General features: G+C 67.8%; 19 protein-coding genes. 3 read left to right on the top strand and 16 right to left on the bottom strand.

The annotated features are described in order from the left end of the window. From ABQ271_RS07105 to ABQ271_RS07070, 8 genes are all read right to left on the bottom strand, one after another. Nucleotides 1–831 (bottom strand): shikimate dehydrogenase, encoded by an 831-nt coding sequence (locus ABQ271_RS07105; protein WP_349310767.1) that lies wholly within the window; start codon nt 829–831, stop codon nt 1–3. Then, nucleotides 831–2207 carry an endolytic transglycosylase MltG gene (mltG, locus tag ABQ271_RS07100; protein WP_349310766.1) on the bottom strand — a complete coding sequence of 459 codons (1377 nt, stop codon included), beginning with the start codon at nt 2205–2207 and terminating at the stop codon, nt 831–833. Before mltG ends, ABQ271_RS07105 begins: the two co-directional genes overlap by 1 nt. 19 nt (nt 2208–2226) lie before the next feature. Next, nucleotides 2227–2679, bottom strand: a complete 453-nt coding sequence (gene ruvX / locus ABQ271_RS07095) for a Holliday junction resolvase RuvX (RefSeq protein ID WP_349310765.1) — start codon at nt 2677–2679, stop codon at nt 2227–2229. Further along, nucleotides 2676–5342, bottom strand: coding sequence for an alanine--tRNA ligase (alaS, locus tag ABQ271_RS07090; protein WP_349310764.1), 2667 nt, complete (start codon nt 5340–5342; stop codon nt 2676–2678). Before alaS ends, ruvX begins: the two co-directional genes overlap by 4 nt. 67 nt (nt 5343–5409) lie before the next feature. Beyond that, nucleotides 5410–5631 (bottom strand): ATPase, encoded by a 222-nt coding sequence (locus ABQ271_RS07085; RefSeq protein ID WP_349310763.1) that lies wholly within the window; start codon nt 5629–5631, stop codon nt 5410–5412. An 88-nt stretch (nt 5632–5719) separates the two neighbouring features. Next, entirely contained in the window at nt 5720–6349 is a 630-nt protein-coding gene (gene rpsD, locus ABQ271_RS07080) for a 30S ribosomal protein S4 (protein ID WP_349310762.1), read from the bottom strand. Nucleotides 6350–6515: 166 nt separating this feature from the next. After that, nucleotides 6516–7436 carry a tetratricopeptide repeat protein gene (locus tag ABQ271_RS07075; RefSeq protein ID WP_349310761.1) on the bottom strand — a complete coding sequence of 307 codons (921 nt, stop codon included), beginning with the start codon at nt 7434–7436 and terminating at the stop codon, nt 6516–6518. Then, complete coding sequence (locus tag ABQ271_RS07070) at nt 7429–8748, bottom strand: replication-associated recombination protein A (protein ID WP_349310760.1); 1320 nt, start codon at nt 8746–8748, stop codon at nt 7429–7431. Before ABQ271_RS07070 ends, ABQ271_RS07075 begins: the two co-directional genes overlap by 8 nt. A gap of 126 nt (nt 8749–8874) precedes the next feature. On the opposite strand from ABQ271_RS07070, the gene ABQ271_RS07065 reads away from it, so the two are divergent. The 3 genes from ABQ271_RS07065 (at nt 8875) to ABQ271_RS07055 (ending at nt 11145) form a co-directional block, all read left to right on the top strand. After that, nucleotides 8875–9177 carry a dioxygenase gene (locus tag ABQ271_RS07065; RefSeq protein ID WP_349310759.1) on the top strand — a complete coding sequence of 101 codons (303 nt, stop codon included), beginning with the start codon at nt 8875–8877 and terminating at the stop codon, nt 9175–9177. 70 nt (nt 9178–9247) lie between these two features. Beyond that, nucleotides 9248–10501, top strand: coding sequence for a DUF349 domain-containing protein (locus ABQ271_RS07060; RefSeq protein ID WP_349310758.1), 1254 nt, complete (start codon nt 9248–9250; stop codon nt 10499–10501). Nucleotides 10502–10593: 92 nt separating this feature from the next. Next, nucleotides 10594–11145, top strand: coding sequence for an SAM-dependent methyltransferase (locus ABQ271_RS07055; protein WP_349310757.1), 552 nt, complete (start codon nt 10594–10596; stop codon nt 11143–11145). On the opposite strand, the gene ABQ271_RS07050 is transcribed toward ABQ271_RS07055, so the two are convergent. The 8 genes from ABQ271_RS07050 to ABQ271_RS07015 form a co-directional block, all read right to left on the bottom strand. Continuing rightward, complete coding sequence (locus ABQ271_RS07050) at nt 11124–13391, bottom strand: bifunctional (p)ppGpp synthetase/guanosine-3',5'-bis(diphosphate) 3'-pyrophosphohydrolase (RefSeq protein ID WP_349310756.1); 2268 nt, start codon at nt 13389–13391, stop codon at nt 11124–11126. The genes ABQ271_RS07055 and ABQ271_RS07050 overlap by 22 nt on opposite strands. A gap of 69 nt (nt 13392–13460) precedes the next feature. Further along, nucleotides 13461–14450 (bottom strand): protein translocase subunit SecF, encoded by a 990-nt coding sequence (gene secF, locus ABQ271_RS07045; protein WP_349310755.1) that lies wholly within the window; start codon nt 14448–14450, stop codon nt 13461–13463. Further along, nucleotides 14450–16165, bottom strand: coding sequence for a protein translocase subunit SecD (gene secD, locus ABQ271_RS07040; protein ID WP_349310754.1), 1716 nt, complete (start codon nt 16163–16165; stop codon nt 14450–14452). The genes secF and secD overlap by 1 nt, the downstream gene beginning before the upstream one ends. 39 nt (nt 16166–16204) lie before the next feature. Beyond that, entirely contained in the window at nt 16205–16654 is a 450-nt protein-coding gene (locus tag ABQ271_RS07035; protein WP_349310753.1) for a preprotein translocase subunit YajC, read from the bottom strand. A gap of 76 nt (nt 16655–16730) precedes the next feature. Further along, nucleotides 16731–17762: a Holliday junction branch migration DNA helicase RuvB gene (gene ruvB / locus ABQ271_RS07030; protein ID WP_036308922.1), complete on the bottom strand. Its 1032-nt coding sequence runs from the start codon at nt 17760–17762 to the stop codon at nt 16731–16733. Next, nucleotides 17755–18366: a Holliday junction branch migration protein RuvA gene (gene ruvA, locus ABQ271_RS07025; RefSeq protein ID WP_349310752.1), complete on the bottom strand. Its 612-nt coding sequence runs from the start codon at nt 18364–18366 to the stop codon at nt 17755–17757. The genes ruvB and ruvA overlap by 8 nt, the downstream gene beginning before the upstream one ends. Before the next feature lie 47 nt (nt 18367–18413). Next, nucleotides 18414–18974: a crossover junction endodeoxyribonuclease RuvC gene (ruvC, locus tag ABQ271_RS07020; RefSeq protein ID WP_349310751.1), complete on the bottom strand. Its 561-nt coding sequence runs from the start codon at nt 18972–18974 to the stop codon at nt 18414–18416. Between the two features lie 55 nt (nt 18975–19029). After that, complete coding sequence (locus ABQ271_RS07015; protein ID WP_349310750.1) at nt 19030–19788, bottom strand: YebC/PmpR family DNA-binding transcriptional regulator; 759 nt, start codon at nt 19786–19788, stop codon at nt 19030–19032. Nucleotides 19789–19823 lie beyond the last annotated feature (35 nt).

Genomic DNA, 19823 nt, shown 5'->3' with positions numbered 1-19823 from the left:
CTAGTCTCCCACGAGCGCGCGGCGCATGACCGCCACGACTTCGTCCTCCCGCGGCAGGGGGTCCGCCACGTCGCCGGTGGCGAACGCGCGGATCTGCAGCACGGCTTGGTGCAGGAGCATCCCCTCCCCGCCTCGCGCGAGACGCCCCGCGCGCTCCCACGCCTGCGACAGGTCGGTGGGCCAGTGCCCGTAGACGACGTCCATCAGGACGCCGCCGGTCGCTGCGAGGGCATCGGCGACGGCGATCGGGATGGAGACTCCGCCCGGCAGTGTGGCGACCGTCACATCCATCTCGTGCGGATGCCCGCCGCTGAGAGGAACAGCCGTCACACGCACACCGACCCGCTCCCCCAGTGCGATCAGTTCGGCCGCGGCGTCAGGCCTTCGTGCGGCCACCTCGACCTCGCGAACACCCAGCTCCGCCAACGCCACGAGTGCCGCGGATGCCGTCGCTCCCGCACCGACGATGCGCGCCCGTTCGGCGGTCACGACGCCCTGCTCGCCGAGCGCCGAGACGATGCCCCCGGCATCCGTGTGGAAGGCCCGCCAGCCCCCGACCGACCGGACGAGGGTGTTCGCTGCCCCCGTGAGGGTCGATCGAGCGTCTCGCTCGGACGCGGCCGCGAACGCCGCGTGCTTCAGGGGCATGGTGAGGGAGAGTCCGCGGTGGGCGGGATCCAGCGAGGCGAGCTCCGCAGCGAAGGTGCTCTCGTCGACGCGGCGACGGCCGTACGTCCAGTCCCAGCCGAGGAACGCGTACGCCGCGGTGTGCATGGCGGGCGACAGGCTGTGCCCGATCGGGTCGCCCCAGACCTCCAGGGCGGCCGTCATCAGGAGCAGCCGCCGTCAGGGTTGTCTCGGCACCACTTCTGGTACTGGGCGACGGCTTTCTCGTGTTCTGCGAACGTCGCCGAGAAGACGGTCTCGCCCGTGTCGAGGTTGACCGTGACGAAGTACTGCCACGGCCCCTCGGCGGGATTCAGGGCCGCCTTCATGGCGAGCTCACCGGGGTTGGCGATCGGTGTGATCGGCAACCCTGCCTTCTTGTACGTGTTCCAGCCGTTGTCATCTGCAAGTTCCTCGGCGCGCGAGCTGGTTCCGCCCTCGCGATCCGCGAACGGGTACTGGGCCGTCGAGTCCATTTGGAGGAGTCCATTGGTGTCGCTGATCGCCGGGTCCAGACGGTTCTGGATGACGCGCGACACCTTGTAGAAGTCGTCTTCGTTCCGCGCTTCCTTCTCGATGATCGACGCGACCGTCAGGATCTTCTCTCGCTGGTCTGCGGGAACACCGGCGTCGTCCAGCGCGGAAACCGTCCGGTCGACCATCGTCTGGATGACCTCTTTGGCTGTCACGTCCGGGTCGAAGGTGTAGGTCGCCGGGAACAGCCACCCCTCGAGGCTCTGCGCCTTCACGCCGTAGGCACCGGGATCCTTCACCGCCGCCTCCACGTCCTTCAGAGGGAGGCCGACGCCTTCCGCGATTCGCGGGACGGACTGCGCGACCGTCAGCCCTTCGCGCAGCTGCGCGGTGTACTCCTGCTTGTTCGCGGGGTCGAGCAGTGCCGCGAACACGGCCTTGGAGGTCATCTTCTTCTGCAGGGAGTAGACCCCCGGCTTCAGGACGTTGGGGTCCTCACCGCTCTCGATGAGGTACGAGTAGAACGCGTCTGTGGTCTTCGTGACGCCGGCGTCGAACAACGCGCGCGAGATGTCCGCCCCGGTCTGACCCGAGAGGACGGTGACGCTCGCTTCGCCCTCGGCGATGCCTGCCTCGTAATCCTTCGGCTCCTCCCACCCCATGACCTTGCGGATCTGGTCCTCATAGGTGTGGAAGACCACGAAGCCGCCGCCGACGAGGCCCCCGATGATCGCGATCACGACAGCGAAAACACCCCACGCGGCGATCCGACTCTTTCGCCGGTCACGGTCCGGCGGACTCGCGGATGCCGACGGGGCCTTCAGGCCTTCGTCCTCGAAGAGCGCTTCGAGCGGCGCAGTGGAGGACGTGACCGTCCGCTCCGCCGCAGCCGGCTGAGAAGGGGCGACGGATGCCGCATCCACTGCCGGGTCCGGAGCGGTTCCCGGGCTCTGGCGCAGCGCTTCCCGCGCGGCGCGGCGCGATGAGGGAGCGTCTTCCTCAGCCGGAGCGGACGGCTCCGGAGAGGGTGCGCCGGGGCGGTCGTCGCGCGACGGGGTCTCGGTCATCGGTGGACTCCTGCGTCTCCTACAGCGCCGCACCGGACGGGTTACCGGTGCTCTTCTCGACGTCGATCGCCTGCTGGAGGAGAACGACCGCGGCGATCTGGTCGACAATCCTACGAGATGACTTCTGCGAACGCCCATTCTGCCGGAGGACGGCATTCGCCGACACCGTGCTCAGCCGCTCATCGACCAGGCGAACGGGCACGTCGAGAGATGCGTGGAGTTCGTCCGCGAAGTCGCGCGCGTCGGCCGTGGAGGCCGTCTCGGAGCCCGCGAGGCTGATCGGTAGACCCACGAGGACTTCGATCGCGCCGTACTCGCGAGCGATCTCGACGATCCGGGCGACCGAGGTCTCGGACCGGGGGACAGTCTCCACCGGCACCGCCAGCATCCCGTCGGGGTCGCACCGCGCGACGCCGACGCGAGCGCGTCCGACGTCGATGCCGAGGCGCACCCCGCGGCGGAAGCCCGTCACGCGGTCGCACCCTCCAGTGCCGCGACGATGCTCTTCAGCGCCGTGGGCAGGGCCGACGCATCCGTCCCGCCGCCCTGCGCGACGTCGTCACGTCCACCGCCGCCACCGCCGAGGACTCCCGCGGCGGTCTTGGCCAGTGACCCGGCTTTCGCTCCCGCGGCGCGGGCAGCTTCATTCGTGGCGACGATGACAACCGGACGTCCGCCCGCCTCCCCGCCGAGGGCGACCACACCGGCGTCGGAACCCAGACGTTCGCGGATCTGAAGCGCCAGTGAGCGCAGGTCATCTGCGGACCCCACCGTGCCCACGGACTGGGCGATGACACGGTACGCGCCGGCGGAGACCGCCGAAGCCGCGAGGGCCGGAACACGCTCACCGAGTGCCTTCGCCTCGAACTGGGCGATCTTCTTCTCGGCGGCCTTCAGGCTCGCCTGGAGCTCCGCGATGCGAGTAGGAAGCTGATCCCGCGGGATCTTCAGGCCCGACGTCAACTGCGACACGATCGCTCGTTCGGCGGCGAGCTCGCGGAACGCATCCTGGCCGACGAGAGCCTCGACGCGTCGGTTGGAGGCGCCCACCGACGACTCCCCCACGAGGTTGATGAGCCCGACCTGCGCGCTCGAGGACACGTGGGTGCCCGCGCAGAGTTCTCGCGACCACGGGCCGCCGATGTCGACCATGCGGACGGTGTCGCCGTACTTTTCGCCGAACAGCGCCATCGCACCGGCAGCCTTCGCCTCGTCGAGCGACACGACACGGGTGGTGACCTCGAGGTCGTCACGGACGGCGTTGTTGGCGATCTCTTCGATCTCGCTGCGCGTCTCGGGCGACAGCGCCTGCCCCCACGAGAAGTCGAAGCGGAGGTAGCCGGCACGGTTCAGCGAGCCCGCCTGTGTCGCACTCTTGCCGAGCGTGTCGCGGAGCGCGGCGTGCACGAGGTGGGTCGCGGAGTGCGCCTGCGCGGCCGCGCGGCGGTTCGCGGCATCCACCACCGTCGTCGCGACGTGTCCGACGGCGACCTCACCGGTCGTCACCTCGACGGTGTGGCTGATGAGACCCGGGACGGGCTTCTGGACGTCGAGGACCTCGAGCTCGTAGCCGGGGCCCACGATGACGCCCTTGTCGGCGACCTGTCCGCCCGATTCCGCGTAGAGAGCGGTCTCGGCGACGATCACTTCCGCGATCTGTCCCTGCGACGCGCGATCGGCGGGTGCGCCGTCGACGAGGATGCCGAGAATCCGCGATTCCGTCTCAAGGTCGGTGTACCCGGTGAAGACCGTCTCGCCGAGCGCACGGAAATCGCGGTAGATGCTCGTGTCGGCCAGCTGGCCCTTGCGCGAGCGGGCATCCGCCTTCGCGCGGTCGCGCTGCTCCTTCATGAGCGTGTCGAACCCGGCGCGGTCGACCGTGAGGCCCGCTTCTTCGGCGATTTCGAGCGTGAGGTCGATCGGGAAGCCGTAGGTGTCGTGCAGCAGGAACGCCTGCGATCCGCTGAGCGCACTCGACTGGGTCGACTTCGCCGACTCGATGGACGTGTCGAGGATCTCCGAGCCGCTTGCGAGGGTGCGGAGGAAGGTCGCCTCTTCGGCCAGCGCATACTGCGAAAGCCGCGCATAGTCGGTCTCGACGACGGGGTAGGACTCCTTCATCGCGTCGCGCGAGACGGCGAACAGCTCGGCGAACGTGGGGCCGTCGACGCCGAGCAGCCGCATCGAACGGATGGCGCGGCGCATGAGCCGCCGGAGGATGTACCCACGGCCGTCGTTCGCCGGCGTCACGCCGTCGGAGAGCAGCATGAGCGAGGACCGGATGTGGTCGGCCACCACGCGGAAACGGACGTCGTCCTCGTGGTTCTCGCCGTAACGCTTGCCGGAGAGTTCGACCGCCTTGTCGAGCACGGGACGGACCTGGTCGGTCTCGTACATGTTGTCGACGCCCTGCTTGATGAACGCGACACGCTCGAGGCCCATCCCGGTGTCGATGTTCTGAGCCGGCAGATCACCGATGATGTCGAACTCGTACTTGGATCGCACGTTCGTGATCTCGTACTGCATGAAGACGAGGTTCCAGATCTCGACGTACCGATCGTCGTCCGTCGCCGGACCGCCGTCGATCCCGTAGGCGGGGCCGCGGTCGAAGAAGATCTCCGAGCAGGGGCCCGCCGGGCCTGGAAGGCCCGTGGTCCAGTAGTTCGTGTCCTTGCCCAGGCGCTGGATGCGCTCCTCGGGGAGGGTCGAGTGCTCGAGCCAGAGCTGGATCGCCTCGTCATCCTCTTCGTAGACCGTGACCCAGAGGTCCTTCGGGTCGAACCCGAGGCCGCCGTCCTCGTCGGGAGTCGTGAGCAACTCCCACGCGTAACGGATCGCGTCCTTCTTGAAGTAGTCGCCGAACGACCAGTTGCCGAGCATCTGGAAGAACGTGCCGTGACGCGGGGTCTTGCCGACCTCTTCGATGTCGTTCGTGCGGATGCACTTCTGGTTGTCCGCCGCGCGCTTGTAGGGGGCGGGCACATCGCCCGAGAGATACGGGATGAAAGGGACCATGCCAGCGACCGTGAACAGGAGAGCCGGATCATCGCTGACGAGGGATGCCGAGGGCACGATCGTGTGCCCCTTCTTCTCGAAGTAGTCCAGGTAACGCCGGGCGATCTCAGCGGTCTTCATCGTGTGTCCTCAACTGCATGCGTGATCAGCCGCGCCCCGTGGGTCGCGGCCGGGAGATGGGGGTAGGTCAGTCGTCGAGCTGGGCGGCCGCAGCATCCTTCGCGTCCGCCACGAGGCCCTCGATCTTGGCCTCCTGGGTCCGGTACGCGTCGGCCATCCGGTCCGTGAACTCGGAGATGCGGAGATCGACCTCGGCGAGGACTTCCTGGCCTCGAGGGTCCTTGTTGATCAGGTGAGCGGCGATGAAACCGCCGGCGATGCCCATCAGGAACCAGAGGACTTTCTTCATGGGGTCCATGTTAGGTGCAAAGCAGAAGGGGCGCCGGGTGAACCCGACGCCCCTTCGAACCGCTCGATCCGAGCGGCGCATGCTGCGCTTAGCGCGCGGCGTAGTACTCGACGACGAGCTGGACTTCACAGGTCACCGGAACCTCGGCGCGCTTGGGGCGACGCTCGAGACGGGCCTGCAGCTTGTCGAGCTCGACCGACAGGTAGCCGGGAACCGGGGGCAGGACCTCGGCGTGACCGCCGGCGGCTGCGACCTGGAACGGCTCCAGAGCCTCGCTCTTGGCCTTGACGTGGATCGTCTGGCCCGGCTTCACGCGGAAGGACGGGCGGTCGACGAGCTGGCCGTCGACGAGGATGTGACGGTGCACGACGAGCTGACGCGCCTGTGCGGTCGTGCGGGCGAAGCCCGAACGGAGCACGAGCGAGTCGAGACGCATCTCGAGGAGCTCGACCAGGTTCTCACCCGTCAGACCCTCCGTGCGGCGGGCCTCGTTGAACGTGTTGCGCATCTGCTTCTCGCGGATGCCGTACTGCTCGCGCAGACGCTGCTTCTCGCGGAGACGGACGGCGTAGTCGCTGTCCTGCTTGCGCTTGGTGCGGCCGTGCTCACCGGGAGCGTAGGGACGCTTCTCGAGGTAGCGGGCGGCCTTGGGGGTCAGTGCGATGCCGAGGGCGCGCGAGAGGCGCACCTTGCGGCGGTCCTGGGACTTCGTTGCCACGAAATCTTCCTTCCATGACGTGGCCATGTCTTTCACGGCTCACGGGCGTATCGCCTTCTCTCGCCCTTGCGGACTGCACGCCGGGGCACGCCGAAAGGTGGGAAAGAGAGAAGAGGATGCCCGAAAACACGGTTTCGAGCCGGTTAAGCCTAACAGAAGGGGGCGATCATCCCTGGCCGCGAGCCAGATCGAGCGCACCGGGCGGGTAGAAGGGGAACGCATCCGGGTGGAGGTCATCGAGGCGGTACCAGCCGACCGACGTGTCACCGTCGAGCACCGGCAACCGGCTGTCGCGCGGAAGCGACTCCAACTCGGGGCTGCGCACTGCGAACACGTAGGCGATCTCGTGTCCTTGACGCCCCTCGTTGTCGAAGATGTTCTCGATCACGCCGAGCAGGCTCGCCTCTGTGACGCTGGCTCCCAGTTCTTCGGCGATCTCGCGACGGAGGGCAGCGTTGGCGCGCTCCCCGGGCTGCACTCCCCCGCCCGGGGCGCGCAGGAATGCGCGGCGGGAGGGCGATGCCGCGTACTCCTCGCCCAGCACGTATCCGTCTTTCACCACGAGCGCGACCGCGATGACGCGGATGCGGGGACGCACCCGAAGGTCCGACGCATAAGACCGGAGGGCGCGACCGTACATCGGTACCTCGTGGGAGAGCGCGTCGAGCGCCGCGCGCAACGCGCGCACGGGTTTGTCGTCGTCATACAGAGCCAGCGCGCGGAACCCCTCGGCTGCTCGCGCGAGTGGGTCGGTGGGCGATATCCCCTTCAGAACCGAGATGGCACCGGAGGCATCCCCCACATTCCGCAGCGAACTCGCGAGCTGGATGACGGCCTGGCTTTCGAACGGCGCGGCGAGCCCGGCCGCGAGCGCCTCCCGGTAGAGCGGGATCGCCGCAACTTCTTCCCCGAGGAAGTCCTCGACAGAGGCGCGCTCGAACAGGGAACGCGCGTCGCCCTCGGGCAGCTCTGCGAGTACGGCAGCCATCGCCGATCGAAGTTCGTCCGGCTGACGGTCGTCCGCTTCCGCCCAGGCGGCCTCGATGCGCCGTTCCCACTCGTCGGGCGTCCGCGCTGCGTCAGTCACCGAGGATCTTCCGAATCTTCTCGAGTCGAGCGGAGATGTCGCGCTCGACGCCACGCCCTGTGGGCTCGTAGTACCGTCGGCCGCGCAGTTCGTCGGGCAGGTACTGCTGGGTCGCGACCCCGACCTCGAGGTCGTGCGGGTAGATGTACCCCTTGCCGTGACCGAGGCGCTTCGCGCCCGCGTAATGGGCATCCCGCAGGTGCACCGGAACCCGGCCGAATCCGCCCGCGCGGACGTCCGCGATCGCGGCGTTGATGGCGTTGTACGCAGCGTTGGATTTCGCGGTCGTCGCGAGGTACGCGGTCGCTTCCGCGAGCGGGATGCGGCCCTCCGGCATCCCGATGAACGCCACGGCGTCAGCCGCCGCAACCGCGATCTGCAGCGCTTGAGGATCGGCCAGCCCGATGTCCTCCGCGGCGGAGATGACCAGGCGCCGTGCGATGAACCGGGGATCCTCGCCGGCCTCGATCATGCGGGCAAGGTAGTGGATGGCGGCATCCGGATCGGATCCGCGGATGGACTTGATGAAGGCGCTGATGACGTCGTAGTGCTCGTCGCCCTGCCGGTCGTAACGCAGCAACGCTCGGTCGACCGCTTGGGCCACGTGCTCGGCCGTGATGACCGGTGCGTCGTCACCGGGCTCCGCCATGGATGCTGCTGCCTCGAGGGACGTCAGCGCGCGACGCGCGTCACCCGAAGCGAGATGCACGAGAGCCGCGCGGGCGTCGTCGGAGAGCTCCACAGCGCCGGCGAGGCCCCGCGCATCGCTGACCGCGCGGTCGACCAGCATCCCCAGGTCCTCATCGGTCAGGGGCTGCAGCGTCAGAAGCAGTGAGCGCGACAGCAGCGGGGAGATCACCGAGAACGAGGGGTTCTCGGTCGTCGCGGCGATGAGGATGACCCACCCGTTCTCGACGCCGGGCAGCAGTGCGTCCTGCTGCGCCTTGGTGAAGCGATGGATCTCGTCGAGGAAGAGGATCGTCGAGGCGCCGTAGAGATCGCGCTGCGTCATCGCCTCCTGCATCACCTCCCGGACGTCTTTCACGCCGGCGGTCACTGCGGAGAGTTCGACGAATCGACGGCCGGACGTCCGGGCGATCGCCTGCGCCAGCGTCGTCTTGCCCGTCCCGGGAGGTCCCCAGAGGATCACCGACACGGCACCCGTCGTCGCCCGATCGGGGTCGGCCAGGGCGACGAGGGGCGAGCCCGGCCGCAACAGGTGGGTCTGTCCGGCGACCTCGTCGAGGGAGGCGGGACGCATCCTCACGGCAAGAGGCGTCGCTCCACGGAAAAGCGCGTCACTCTGTGCCATCCGTCCAGGCTAATCGCCCCCACCGACATCCCGGCCCCGTCGCGATGCGGGGTTTTGTCTCCGCGACGAGGGCCGAATAATCTGCAGGAGGCTGCGCTCACGCTCAGCCTCGACGGAAGGATCGCCGTGGCAGCGGGCAGAAACAAGGGGCGCGACAGCGCACAGGAGCGCGAGCGCGCCCGCGTCTACGAGGCACGACGCCGTTTTCACGCCGCCGTGATCACCCGGCGTCGTCGGGACAACATCATCGCCGGTGTGGCTGGTGGGGTGCTCCTCCTCGCGATCCTCGGCGGACAGGTCGCCTATTACACGGTCGGCCCCGGCACTCCCGGCCCGGCGCCGTCCCCCACTCCGGCGCCCAGCACGAGCGGGGCGCCGACTCCCTCCCCCAGCCCGTCGACCTCGCCGTCGCCGACCCCGACCCCGTGACCGCCGCGTACTAGGCTGAGTCACTAATCCGACCCCCCATGCGGCGCATGCCGCCGACGAGGTGACCCCCGTGAGTTCCGCCACCCCCGAATCCGCCGAGACCCAGCCGTGGGGCCGCGTCGACGACGACGGCACCGTTTCCGTCCGCGAGGGCGAAGAGTGGCGTGTCGTCGGCCAATACCCCGACGGCACTCCTGAAGAGGCACTCGCCTACTTCGAGCGCAAGTACGCCGACCTCGCCTCCGAGGTGTCGCTCCTCGAGGTGCGTCACCGCCGCGGCGGCGCCTCCGCATCCGATCTGCGCGGCACCGCCCGGACCATCCGCGAGCGTCTGACGGGTGCTGCCGCCGTGGGCGACCTGGCGTCTCTGGAAGCGCGGGTCACGACTCTCGAGGCTGCCCTGTCCGAAGCGAGCGCCGAAGAGGCGCAGGCACAGCGCGCAGCCGTGGATGCCGCGGTCGCCGAGCGCGAGGTCATCGTCGCCGAGATCGAGGCGATCGCCGCCAAGGATCCCCGTTCCATCCAGTGGAAGCAGGCCACGGCGGATGTCGCGGCACTGTTCACCCGCTGGCAGGAGCACCAGAGCAACGGACCTCGCCTCCCGAAGGCCGTCGGGCAGCAGTTGTGGAAGCGATTCCGCGACGCGCGGGCCATCATCGACAAGAACCGTCGCGAGTTCTACTCGACCCTGGACGATCAGCACAAGGCCGCCCGCGACGCCAAGACTCGTCTCGTCGAGCGTGCCGAAGCCCTCGCCCCCCAGGGTGAGGACGGGATCGCGTCGTACCGGACTCTGCTCGACCAGTGGAAGTCCGCGGGTCGCGCCGGCAAGAAGGCCGACGACGCTCTCTGGGCGCGTTTCAAGGCGGCCGGAGACGTTCTCTACGGTGCGCGCACTGAACGTGAGAGCGCGGATGTCGAGGCATCCAAGGACAAGATCGACGCCAAGCGCGCACTCCTCGAAGAGGCTGCCGGTGTGGCGAAGGAGAAGGACAACGCCAAGGCGCGCTCCCTCCTGACGAACATCCAGCGCCGCTGGGATGAGATCGGCCGCGTCTTCCCCCGCGACACCGAGCGTGGGCTCGACGACCAGCTCCGCAAGGTCGAGACCGCCCTCAAGGCCCGCGAGGACGAGGACTGGAAGCGCAACAACCCCGAGACGAAGGCTCGTCAGAACGACATGACCAGCCAGCTTCAGGACGCCATCACGAAGCTCGAGGACGAACTGACCGCAGCCGAGGCAACGAAGGACGCGTCGGCGATCGCGAAGGCGAAGGACGCCCTCGAAGCCCGAAAGAGCTGGCTCCGAGCGCTCGGCGGCTGAGCGGTCCACTCGCACGACCCTCCGCGCGTCGCGTTGTCCACAGAGTGGGCTGACGCGGCGCGCGGTCGCGTTCGGTGTCGCAGACTGCCCTCATGTGGCCGTTCCTCTACTTCGCCGATGACCGACTCTCTACTGCGGAGCTGACGGCCGCTCGGCTGGACGGCGACCTGGTCGAGATCGGCGAGGCTTTCATGCCTGCGGATGCCGTCGAGACCCGCGAGCTCCGGGCGGCGTCATTCCGCTCGGTCGCCGGGATTCATCGAGCGGTCACCCATGCAAGTGCCGCCTGGGTGCACGGCGCGATCCCCGATCCGCCGCTCGTGCACAGCCTTCAGCGAGCGGGAAGGAGACGAGCAGCCTTTCCTGTGGACGCCCGCATCCGCTTCCGCGACGTCGCTCTTCCCTCGGACGACGTCATGATCATCAGCGGCGTCGCGGTGACGACACCCGTTCGGACCCTCGTCGACCTCGTTCGAGAAGCGATAGCGGATGCCGCGCCTTCGCATCTCGTGGACGACATGCTCGCATGGCAGCCGGACCTGCTGGATGCCGCGCTGGTGTGGGTGGACCGGGCCGGCCCCGTCCACCACAAGCGCGCGGCAACCGCCGAGCTTCGACGACGTCAGGACGACGTGACGCGGTAGACGTCGTACACCGCGTCGATCCGGCGAACCGCGTTCAGCACGCGGTCGAGGTGGACGGTGTCCCCCATCTCGAAGACGTACCGGCTGAGGGCGAGACGATCGTTCGTCGTCTGCACGGATGCCGACAGGATGTTCACGTGATGCTCGCTGAGGACCCGCGTGATGTCGCTGAGCAGACCCGCACGGTCCAGAGCTTCCACCTGGATGTGCACGAGGAAGACGCTCTTGGACGTCGGCGCCCAGGACACATCGATGAGACGGTCCGGCTGATCTCTGAGACTTCCCACGTTCGTGCAGTCTGCGCGGTGCACCGACACTCCGCTGCCGCGGGTCACGAATCCGACGATCTCGTCCCCCGGGACCGGCGTGCAGCACTTGGCGAGTTTGACGAGGATGTCGGGAGCACCACGGACGAGAACGCCCGAGTCTCCGCCGCGCGGCGCCTTCGACCGCCCGACCGACGGCAGATCGATCGGACCGGTGGAGGTCTCCTCCTCCTCGGAGCGCACGAGAGCAGTGACCTTCTCGATCACCGACTGCGTCGAGACGTGCCCCTCGCCGACGGCGGCGTACAGGGCGGTGACGTCCTCGTAGCGCAGCTGGTTCGCCACGGCGGTGAAGGAGTCCTGGTTCATCAACCGCTGCAGCGGCAGGTTCTGTCGGCGCATGGCGCGGGCGATGGCATCTTTGCCCTGCTCGACAGCCTCGTCACGGCGTTCCTTCGTGAACCAGCCGCGGATCTTGTTGCGCGCCCGGGTGCTCTTGACGAAAGCCAGCCAGTCTTGGCTCGGCCCGGCATCCGGATTCTTCGAGGTGAACACCTCGACGACGTCACCCGAATGCAGTTCGGACTCGAGCGGGACGAGCCTGCCGTTGACCTTCGCACCCATCGTCCGGTGGCCGATCTCGGTGTGGACGGCATATGCGAAATCGACCGGAGTCGCGCCCGCCGGAAGGCCGACGACGCGCCCCTTCGGCGTGAAGACGTAGACCTCTTTCGCACCGATCTCGAAGCGGAGGGAGTCGAGGAACTCGCCGGGATCAGCGGTCTCGGCCTGCCAGTCGGAGATGTGCGCGAGCCACGCCATGTCCTGATCCACGGCCTTCGATTCGAGCTTGCCGCCGGCGATCTGCTCCTTGTACTTCCAGTGCGCCGCCACGCCGTACTCGGCCTGCTGGTGCATCTCGTGGGTGCGGATCTGGATCTCGACGGTCCGACCGCCGGGCCCGATCACGGTTGTGTGGAGCGACTGGTACAGGTTGAACTTCGGCGTCGCGATGTAATCCTTGAACCGACCGGGGATCGGGGTCCACCGCGCGTGGATCGACCCCAGCACGGCGTAGCAATCGCGGACGGTGCCGACCATGATGCGGATGCCGATGAGGTCGTAGATGTCGTCGAACTCGCGCCCCCGGAGGACCATCTTCTGGTACACCGAGTACAGCTGCTTCGGCCTGCCCATGACCCGGCCGCGAATCCGCAGATCGCGGAGGTCGGACTCGACGGCGTCGATGACCGTGTGCACGTATTGCTCGCGCTGCGGTGTGCGCTGCTTCACCAGCGAATCGATCTCTGCGTACAGCTTCGGGTGCAGTACGGCGAAGGAGAGATCCTCGAGCTCGCTCTTCGCGGTCTGGATGCCGAGCCGATGAGCCAGCGGCGCGTAGATCTCGAGAGTCTCACGAGCTTTCTTCGCCGCTTTCTCCGGCGGAACGAAGCCCCACGTGCGCGCGTTGTGCAAGCGATCGGCCAGCTTGATGAGCAGGACGCGGATGTCCTTGGACATCGCGACGATCATCTTGCGGACGGTCTCGGCCTGGGCGGCGTCACCGTACTTGACCTTGTCGAGCTTGGTGACGCCGTCGACGAGCATCGCGACCTCGTCGCCGAAGTCCGCAGTCAGCTGATCGAGCGAATAGTCCGTGTCCTCGACGGTGTCGTGCAGGAGCGCCGCGGCGATCGCGCGCGGTCCCAGTCCGAGCTCCGCGAGGATCTGAGCGACGGCGAGCGGGTGCGTGATGTACGGCTCACCGCTCTGTCGCTTCTGCGACGCGTGAGCCTTGGCGGCCGTCCGGTATGCCCGCTCGACGACGGCGATGTCGCCCTTGGGGTGGTGCATCCGCACCGTCCGCATGAGCTCTTCGAGGGCGTCGCGCGAAGGCGCCCGCGAGAAGATGCGAGGAACGAGTCGCCGGAGTGACTGTCCGCCCGTTGCGGCGCCTGTCGGTGTGACCGCTTCAGCCATGCGATCGCCTCCCGTCAGTGCGCCAGCGCGTGGAGCTGGAGGTCAATCCTACGCCCGCGCACATCCCGCTCAGACCGCGGCGACAGCAGCCGAGCGGGCCTCGACAACCCGCTGGTCGCGCGTCTTGAGGCCGTTCTCGTTCTCGCGGAGAAGCGAGTACAGCGGAGCAGCAACGAAGAGCGTCGAGTAGGCCGCGACGATCGTTCCCACGAAGATCGAGAGTGAGATGTCGGTCAGCGTCTGCGCACCGAGCCACAGGGCGCCGATGAAGAGAATGGCACCCGTCGGGAGCACCGCGACGACGGTGGTGTTGATCGACCGGACGAGGGTCTGGTTCACCGCGAGATTGACCGACTCCCCGAAGGTGCGACCGGATTTCTCCCCGTCCTCGTACGTGTTCTCTCTGATCTTGTCGAACACGACCGTGGTGTCGTAAAGCGAGTACGACAGGATCGTCAGGAAGCCGATGACGGCGGCAGGAGAGATCTCGAACCCGAACAGCGCGTACACGCCGACCGTCACCACGAGCACGTCGACAAGGCCGATCATCGCCGCGACGGACATCTTCCAGGTGCGGAAGTAGAGCGCCAGAATGAGGAACGTCAGAACGAGGAAGATCGCCAGACCCCACAACGACTGACGGGTCACGCTCTCCCCCCAGCTCGGCCCGATGAACGACGAGCTGACGCTCTTGTCCGACACCCCGTACGCCTCGACGAGAGCCGAGGTGACCTCGCGGGTCTCGATCTCACCCATCTGGTCGGTCTGGATGCGGAGGCTGTCGTCGCCGACCGTCGTGACGCGCGGCGCGGCATCCGGGACGACCGACTGGACCGCCTTGGTCGCCAGCAACTGGTCGGGCTTGGCGACGTCGTTCACGGTGAACTGCGATCCGCCGGTGAACTCGATCGAGAACTGGACCGGACGGAAGACCGGCACGAGCGCCGAACCGATCACGAGGATCGCCGCGATCAGGAACCAGAGACGGCGGCGGCCGACGAACGGGAAGGAGACCTTGCCCGTGTAGAGGTCGTTACCGAAATCACTCATGGAACGCATCAGTCGTTCCCCTCCCCTGCCGAGCGACTATCGCCGCTCTGCTCCGCGAGCTTCCGCTCTGCGATGGTCTGTCGGCGTACCGCTTCGCTGCGGGATCGCGCCGAGCGCTTCTCCGCCTGCGACTTGCCGCCGGCTGCGACGGGCGCACGGAACTGCGCACGGCCCCGGTAGACGGCGCCGAGCGCGGTCGGGTCGAGCCCCGAGAGCGGATGTCCGCCGCCGAAGAACGACGTGCGCGCCAGGAGCTGCATCACCGGGTGCGTGAACAGCACGAAGATCAGCACGTCGATGACGGTGGTCAGACCCAGCGTGAAGGCGAAGCCCTTCACCGTCGAGTCGGCCAGGATGTACAGCACGACGGCGGCGAGGATGTTGATCGACTTCGAGATGTAGATCGTGCGCTTGGCGCGATCCCAGCCGTCTTCGACGGCACCGGTGATCGACTTGCCGTCGCGGAGTTCATCCCTGATGCGCTCGAAGTACACGATGAACGAGTCGGCCGTGAAGCCGATCGTCACGATGAGGCCGGCCACACCGGCCAGCGAGAGCCGGAAGCCCATTCGCCACGCGAGGATGCAGAGGGTGATGTAGGTCAGGACGCCCATCACCGCGAGCGAGGCGATGATGACCGAACCCAGGGCCCGGTAGACGGTCAGCGAGTAGATCGCGACGAGCGCCAGACCGATGAGCCCGGCGACGAGACCGATGAGGAGCTGCTGCGATCCGAGCGTCGCGGAGATCGAGTTGCTGCTCTGGACCTCGAAGCTCAGCGGCAGGGCGCCGTACTTCAGCTGATCCGCGAGCGTCTTGGACGTGTCCTGATCGAAGTTTCCAGTGATCTGCGGCTTTCCGTCGGTGATGACGGCGTTCATGGAGGGAGCCGAGATGACTTCGCCATCGAGGACGAAGGCGAACTGGTTCTGCGGCGACTGCAGGTTGAACAGTCGCTGGCTGATGTCTCCGAAGGTCTTGGTGCCGGCACCGTTGAAGACGATGTTCACGGCCCACTGACCGTTCTGCGAGTTGAGTCCGTTGGTCGCGTCGGAGATCGCAGAGCCGGTGAGTTCCACCGGTCCCAGGAGGTACTTCGCCGAACCGTTCGACTCGCACGTGATGAGCGGCTTGTCGGCCGGCTCCTGCGCCGGATCGTTCGCGGGCTTCGCGCAGTCGTAGGCCAGGAACTGCGCCTGCAGCTCTTCCGTGGCCCACGCCGGGTCGCTGCCGTTCGTGGGCGCCGGCGTCGGGGTCGCGTTGAGGGACGGACCGGGAGTTGGGTACGGCGTCTGCTTGCCGTCGTCACCGACGAACGTGTTGCTCGGGGCCGCCGTGTAAAGGACGGCCCGCAGCTGCATCTGCGCCGAACGGCCGATGCGGTCGCGCGTCTCCTCGTCGGCGATGCCCGGAAGCTGCACCACGATCTGGTTGCCCGCCTGCGTCGTGATGTCGGTCTCGCCGACACCCGAGGCATCCACGCGCTGACGGATGATCGAGACCGCCTGCTGCATCTGATCCGCTGTGGGCTGAGCGCCCTCCCGGGTCTGCGCCTGCAGGATGATCTGCGTGCCGCCCTGGAGGTCGAGCGCCAACTCGGGCACCCACGAACTCTTCTCGAAGAGGATGACGCCCGCAGCGTTCACCCCGAAGAGGACGGCGGTCAGGGCGAGGAGTCCGATGAGTGCGCGCCAGGCGCGGCGGACGGGGGTGGATGAAGCCACGGAGGGAACTTTCTTCAGGGACCGCCGAAGCGGAGGAGATCAGGCCTTGGGCTTGTCGTCCGCGTCGGGCGTGCTGTCGACGGGACGCGAGTCGAGGATCGTCTCGTCGCGCGAGACGATGACGTCGTCACCGGCGACCTGCTCGTCCTCGTCGACGACGGGCTCCTCGTCCTCGACGATGCGGAGGATCGCCTGGCTGTGGACCTCAACGACCATGCCGGGGGCCAGCTCCACGTGGGCGGGCTTGGAGAGATCAGTGGGGTCGTACTCGACGATGGTGCCGTACAGACCGCCCTGGAGCAGGACCTTCACGCCCGGAACCATCTGCTGAGCCTTCTGCTCCTGCTGCTCCTTCATCTTCTTCGTCCGACGACGCGAGCTGACGAACATGAAGACGAGCAGAGCCGCCAGCAGGATGAGCAGGCCGTAGTCCATGAAGAAGTTTCCTCCGGTGGCCTGCTGGGTGTTCTGCTGGGAAAGAAGCAACATGGACGAGGGTCCGCCTTTCGGGAGGGCACACCGCAGCGATGCGGCGAAGAGGGTGGGAGGCCGGAGCCTTCAAGGATTATAGGTCATCGAGGGTGAGCGCCCCGTCGTGACGGGGTATCCCCAGGTGCGCGTAGGCCTCGGGCGTCGCCACTCGACCTCGGGGCGTCCGCCCCATGAATCCAATCCGGACGAGGTAGGGCTCGACGACGGACTCGATCGTGTCCGCCTCCTCGCCGACGGTGACGGCGAGCGTGTTGAGACCGACAGGGCCGCCGCGGAAGCGCCGGACCACGGCGTCGAGCACGGCCCGGTCGAGCCGGTCGAGCCCGAGATCGTCGACGTCGTAGAGCTCCAGCGCAGCCGACACGTCACTCGTGGAGGCCTGAGTCGACGACCCGCCGTGCACGATGACGTAGTCGCGCACCCGGCGCAGCAGCCGGTTCGCGATGCGAGGTGTCCCCCGTGAGCGCCGTGCGATCTCGGCACGGGATGCCGCCGGCACATCGACGTCGAGCATCACCGCCGAGCGGGCGATGACCTGCTCGAGTTCGCTCGGCTCGTAGTACTCGAGGTGAGCGGTGAACCCGAACCGGTCGCGGAGCGGGTTGGGCAGCAGGCCCGAACGGGTGGTGGCGCCGACGAGAGTGAACGGAGCGAGATCGAGCGGGATGCTGGTGGCACCGGCCCCCTTGCCGACCATGATGTCGATCCGGAAATCCTCCATCGCGAGATAGAGCATCTCCTCCGCCGATCGCGCCATCCGGTGGATCTCATCGATGAAGAGAACCTCCCCCGGCACGAGGCTCGACAGGAGCGCGGCGAGGTCCCCCGCGTGCTGGATCGCGGGACCGCTCGACATCCGGAGGGGCCGCTCGCTCTCGTGCGCGACGATCATCGCGAGCGTCGTCTTGCCGAGTCCGGGCGGACCGGAGAGAAGGATGTGGTCAGCGGGACGCTGTTGGATGCGGGCGGCATCCAACAACAGCTGCAGTTGCGCCCGAACCTTCATCTGGCCGATGAACTCCGCGAGCGAGCCGGGACGCAGGGCGCCCTCGACCGCGAGTTCGGTCTCGTCTTCGGGAAGACGCTGGTCGCGGGCGTCAGACACCGGTGCGCTCCGCGCGAGACGGGCCGAGGTGGGCGAGGGCGAGCTTGAGAAGCGCCGGGACGGTCGCGCCCGCGGGAGCGTCGGCGAGCACCGAATCCGCGGTGTCGACAGCGACGCGCTCGCTCCACCCCAGGGCGACGAGTGCGGCGGCGACCTGCGCACCGAGCCCCTGCGGGACGGGCGCGCCCGAGGCCGCGCGCGTCGGCGCGATCAGTTTGCCGGCCAACTGCACGACGATGAGCTTCGCCGTCTTCGGGCCGATGCCCGATACCCGTCGGAAGGGGGCGTCGTCCTCGTCGGCGACGGCCGTCGCGATCTGGTCGACGGAGAGGGCGGAGAGCACGCCGAGCGCGGACTTCGGGCCGACGCCCGAGACGCTGAGAAGCTGCCCGAATACATCGAGCTCCGAACGCTCCTCGAACCCGAAGAGCGACATCGCATCTTCACGCACGATCATCGCCGTGTGCAGGAAGACCTCGTCGCCGAGGTGCAACTGCCTCGCGTGCTGCGCGGTGACGGCAACCGCGTAACCGACTCCGTGCACGTCGATGACGACGGAGTCGGGTTCGAGGTGCAGCACACGGCCGCGCAGGGAAGAGATCATGCGGCGAGCCTACGGGAGGGTTCGGACGTATGTTCGAGCGACACGCATCAGCGCCGGGTCGCCTTCTCGGCCTCGGCCCACGCGCGCTGAGCCGGTGTCAGGGGGCCGCCGACCGGTGCTGCCGACCCTCGCCGCCATGCGTGGCAGAGCGCGATCGCGAGGGCGTCGGCCGCGTCGGCAGGCTGAGGCAGAGCGTCGAGTCTGAGGACGCGGGCGACCATCGTCTGCACCTGCAGTTTCTCGGCGTTGCCGTAGCCGGTGATCGCGGCCTTCACTTCGGATGGCGTGTGCGTCGCAGCCGGCAGACCGTGCTCGGCGGCCAGGAGGAGCGCGATGCCGCTTGCCTGGGCCGTCCCCATCACGGTGCTGCGGTTCTGCTGGGCGAAGACCCGCTCGACGGCGACCACGTGCGGCTCATGCTCGACGAGCACGAGGCGGATGCCGGCGGCGATCGCGGCGAGCCGCTGCTCGATGGGGGCCTCAGGCGATGACCGGACGACTCCCACGTGCACGAGCGAGGCCGAGCGGTCGGCACGCACATCCACGACGCCGATGCCGCACCGGGTCAGGCCGGGGTCGATCCCGAGAACGCGAAGAGCGGATGCCACTCCCCCACGCTAGGCGGGGGTTGCGGCATCCGCTCGTCGGCGCGCCCGGAGGTGCTTACTCGTCGTCCTCGAGCTCGGCCTGGACCTCTGCGGTCAGGTCGAAGTTGGCGTAGACGTTCTGCACGTCCTCGCTGTCCTCGAGGGCGTCGATCAGGCGGAAGATCTTGCGTGCGGTGTCGGCGTCGATCTCGACCTTGAGGTTGGGGACGAACTCGACGTCGGCGGACTCGTACTCGATCCCCGCGTCGGTCAGGGCGGAGCGGACCGAGACGAGATCGGATGCCTCGGTGACGACCTCGAAGCCTTCCGAGTGCGGCTCGATCTCCTCGGCGCCGGCCTCGAGAGCGGCGAGCATGACGTCGTCCTCGGTCGTGCCCTCGCTGGAGACGACGATGACGCCCTTGCGCGCGAAGTTGTAGGCGACCGAACCCGGGTCGGCGAGGGTGCCCCCGTTACGGGTGAGAGCCGTCCGGACCTCTGCGGCGGCACGGTTCTTGTTGTCCGTCAGACACTCGACCATGAGCGCCACACCGTTCGGCCCGTACGCCTCGTACATGATCGAGGTGTACTCGACCGACTCGCCGCCGATGCCCGCGCCACGCTTGATCGCGCGATCGATGTTGTCCTTCGGGACCGACGTCTTCTTGGCCTTCAACACGGCGTCGAACAGCGTCGGGTTGCCCTGCAGGTCGGCACCGCCCAGCTTGGCGGCGACCTCGATGTTCTTGATGAGCTTCGCCCACGACTTCGCACGGCGCGAGTCGATGATGGCCTTCTTGTGCTTGGTGGTTGCCCACTTGGAATGTCCGCTCACGGGACTCCTCTCGGAAAAAGCGCAGGGTCCAGTCT

This window comes from Microbacterium sp. MM2322 (assembly GCF_964186585.1).
In the GTDB taxonomy this organism is placed as follows: Bacteria; Actinomycetota; Actinomycetes; order Actinomycetales; family Microbacteriaceae; genus Microbacterium.
The sequence above is the reverse complement of the archived record's forward strand: the minus strand, read 5'-3'. Positions and strand labels throughout refer to the sequence as shown.

Excerpts from the sequence above, each read along its gene's own strand:
- ABQ271_RS07105 (WP_349310767.1), bottom strand. The coding sequence starts at position 831 with ATGACGGCCGCCCTGGAGGTCTGGGGCGACCCGATCGGGCACAGCCTG.
- mltG (WP_349310766.1), bottom strand. The coding sequence starts at position 2,207 with ATGACCGAGACCCCGTCGCGCGACGACCGCCCCGGCGCACCCTCTCCG.
- alaS (WP_349310764.1), bottom strand. The coding sequence starts at position 5,342 with ATGAAGACCGCTGAGATCGCCCGGCGTTACCTGGACTACTTCGAGAAG.
- ABQ271_RS07085 (WP_349310763.1), bottom strand. The coding sequence starts at position 5,631 with ATGAAGAAAGTCCTCTGGTTCCTGATGGGCATCGCCGGCGGTTTCATC.
- ABQ271_RS07070 (WP_349310760.1), bottom strand. The coding sequence starts at position 8,748 with ATGGCACAGAGTGACGCGCTTTTCCGTGGAGCGACGCCTCTTGCCGTG.
- ABQ271_RS07055 (WP_349310757.1), top strand. The coding sequence starts at position 10,594 with ATGTGGCCGTTCCTCTACTTCGCCGATGACCGACTCTCTACTGCGGAG.
- ABQ271_RS07050 (WP_349310756.1), bottom strand. The coding sequence starts at position 13,391 with ATGGCTGAAGCGGTCACACCGACAGGCGCCGCAACGGGCGGACAGTCA.
- secF (WP_349310755.1), bottom strand. The coding sequence starts at position 14,450 with ATGCGTTCCATGAGTGATTTCGGTAACGACCTCTACACGGGCAAGGTC.
- ABQ271_RS07035 (WP_349310753.1), bottom strand. The coding sequence starts at position 16,654 with ATGTTGCTTCTTTCCCAGCAGAACACCCAGCAGGCCACCGGAGGAAAC.
- ruvA (WP_349310752.1), bottom strand. The coding sequence starts at position 18,366 with ATGATCTCTTCCCTGCGCGGCCGTGTGCTGCACCTCGAACCCGACTCC.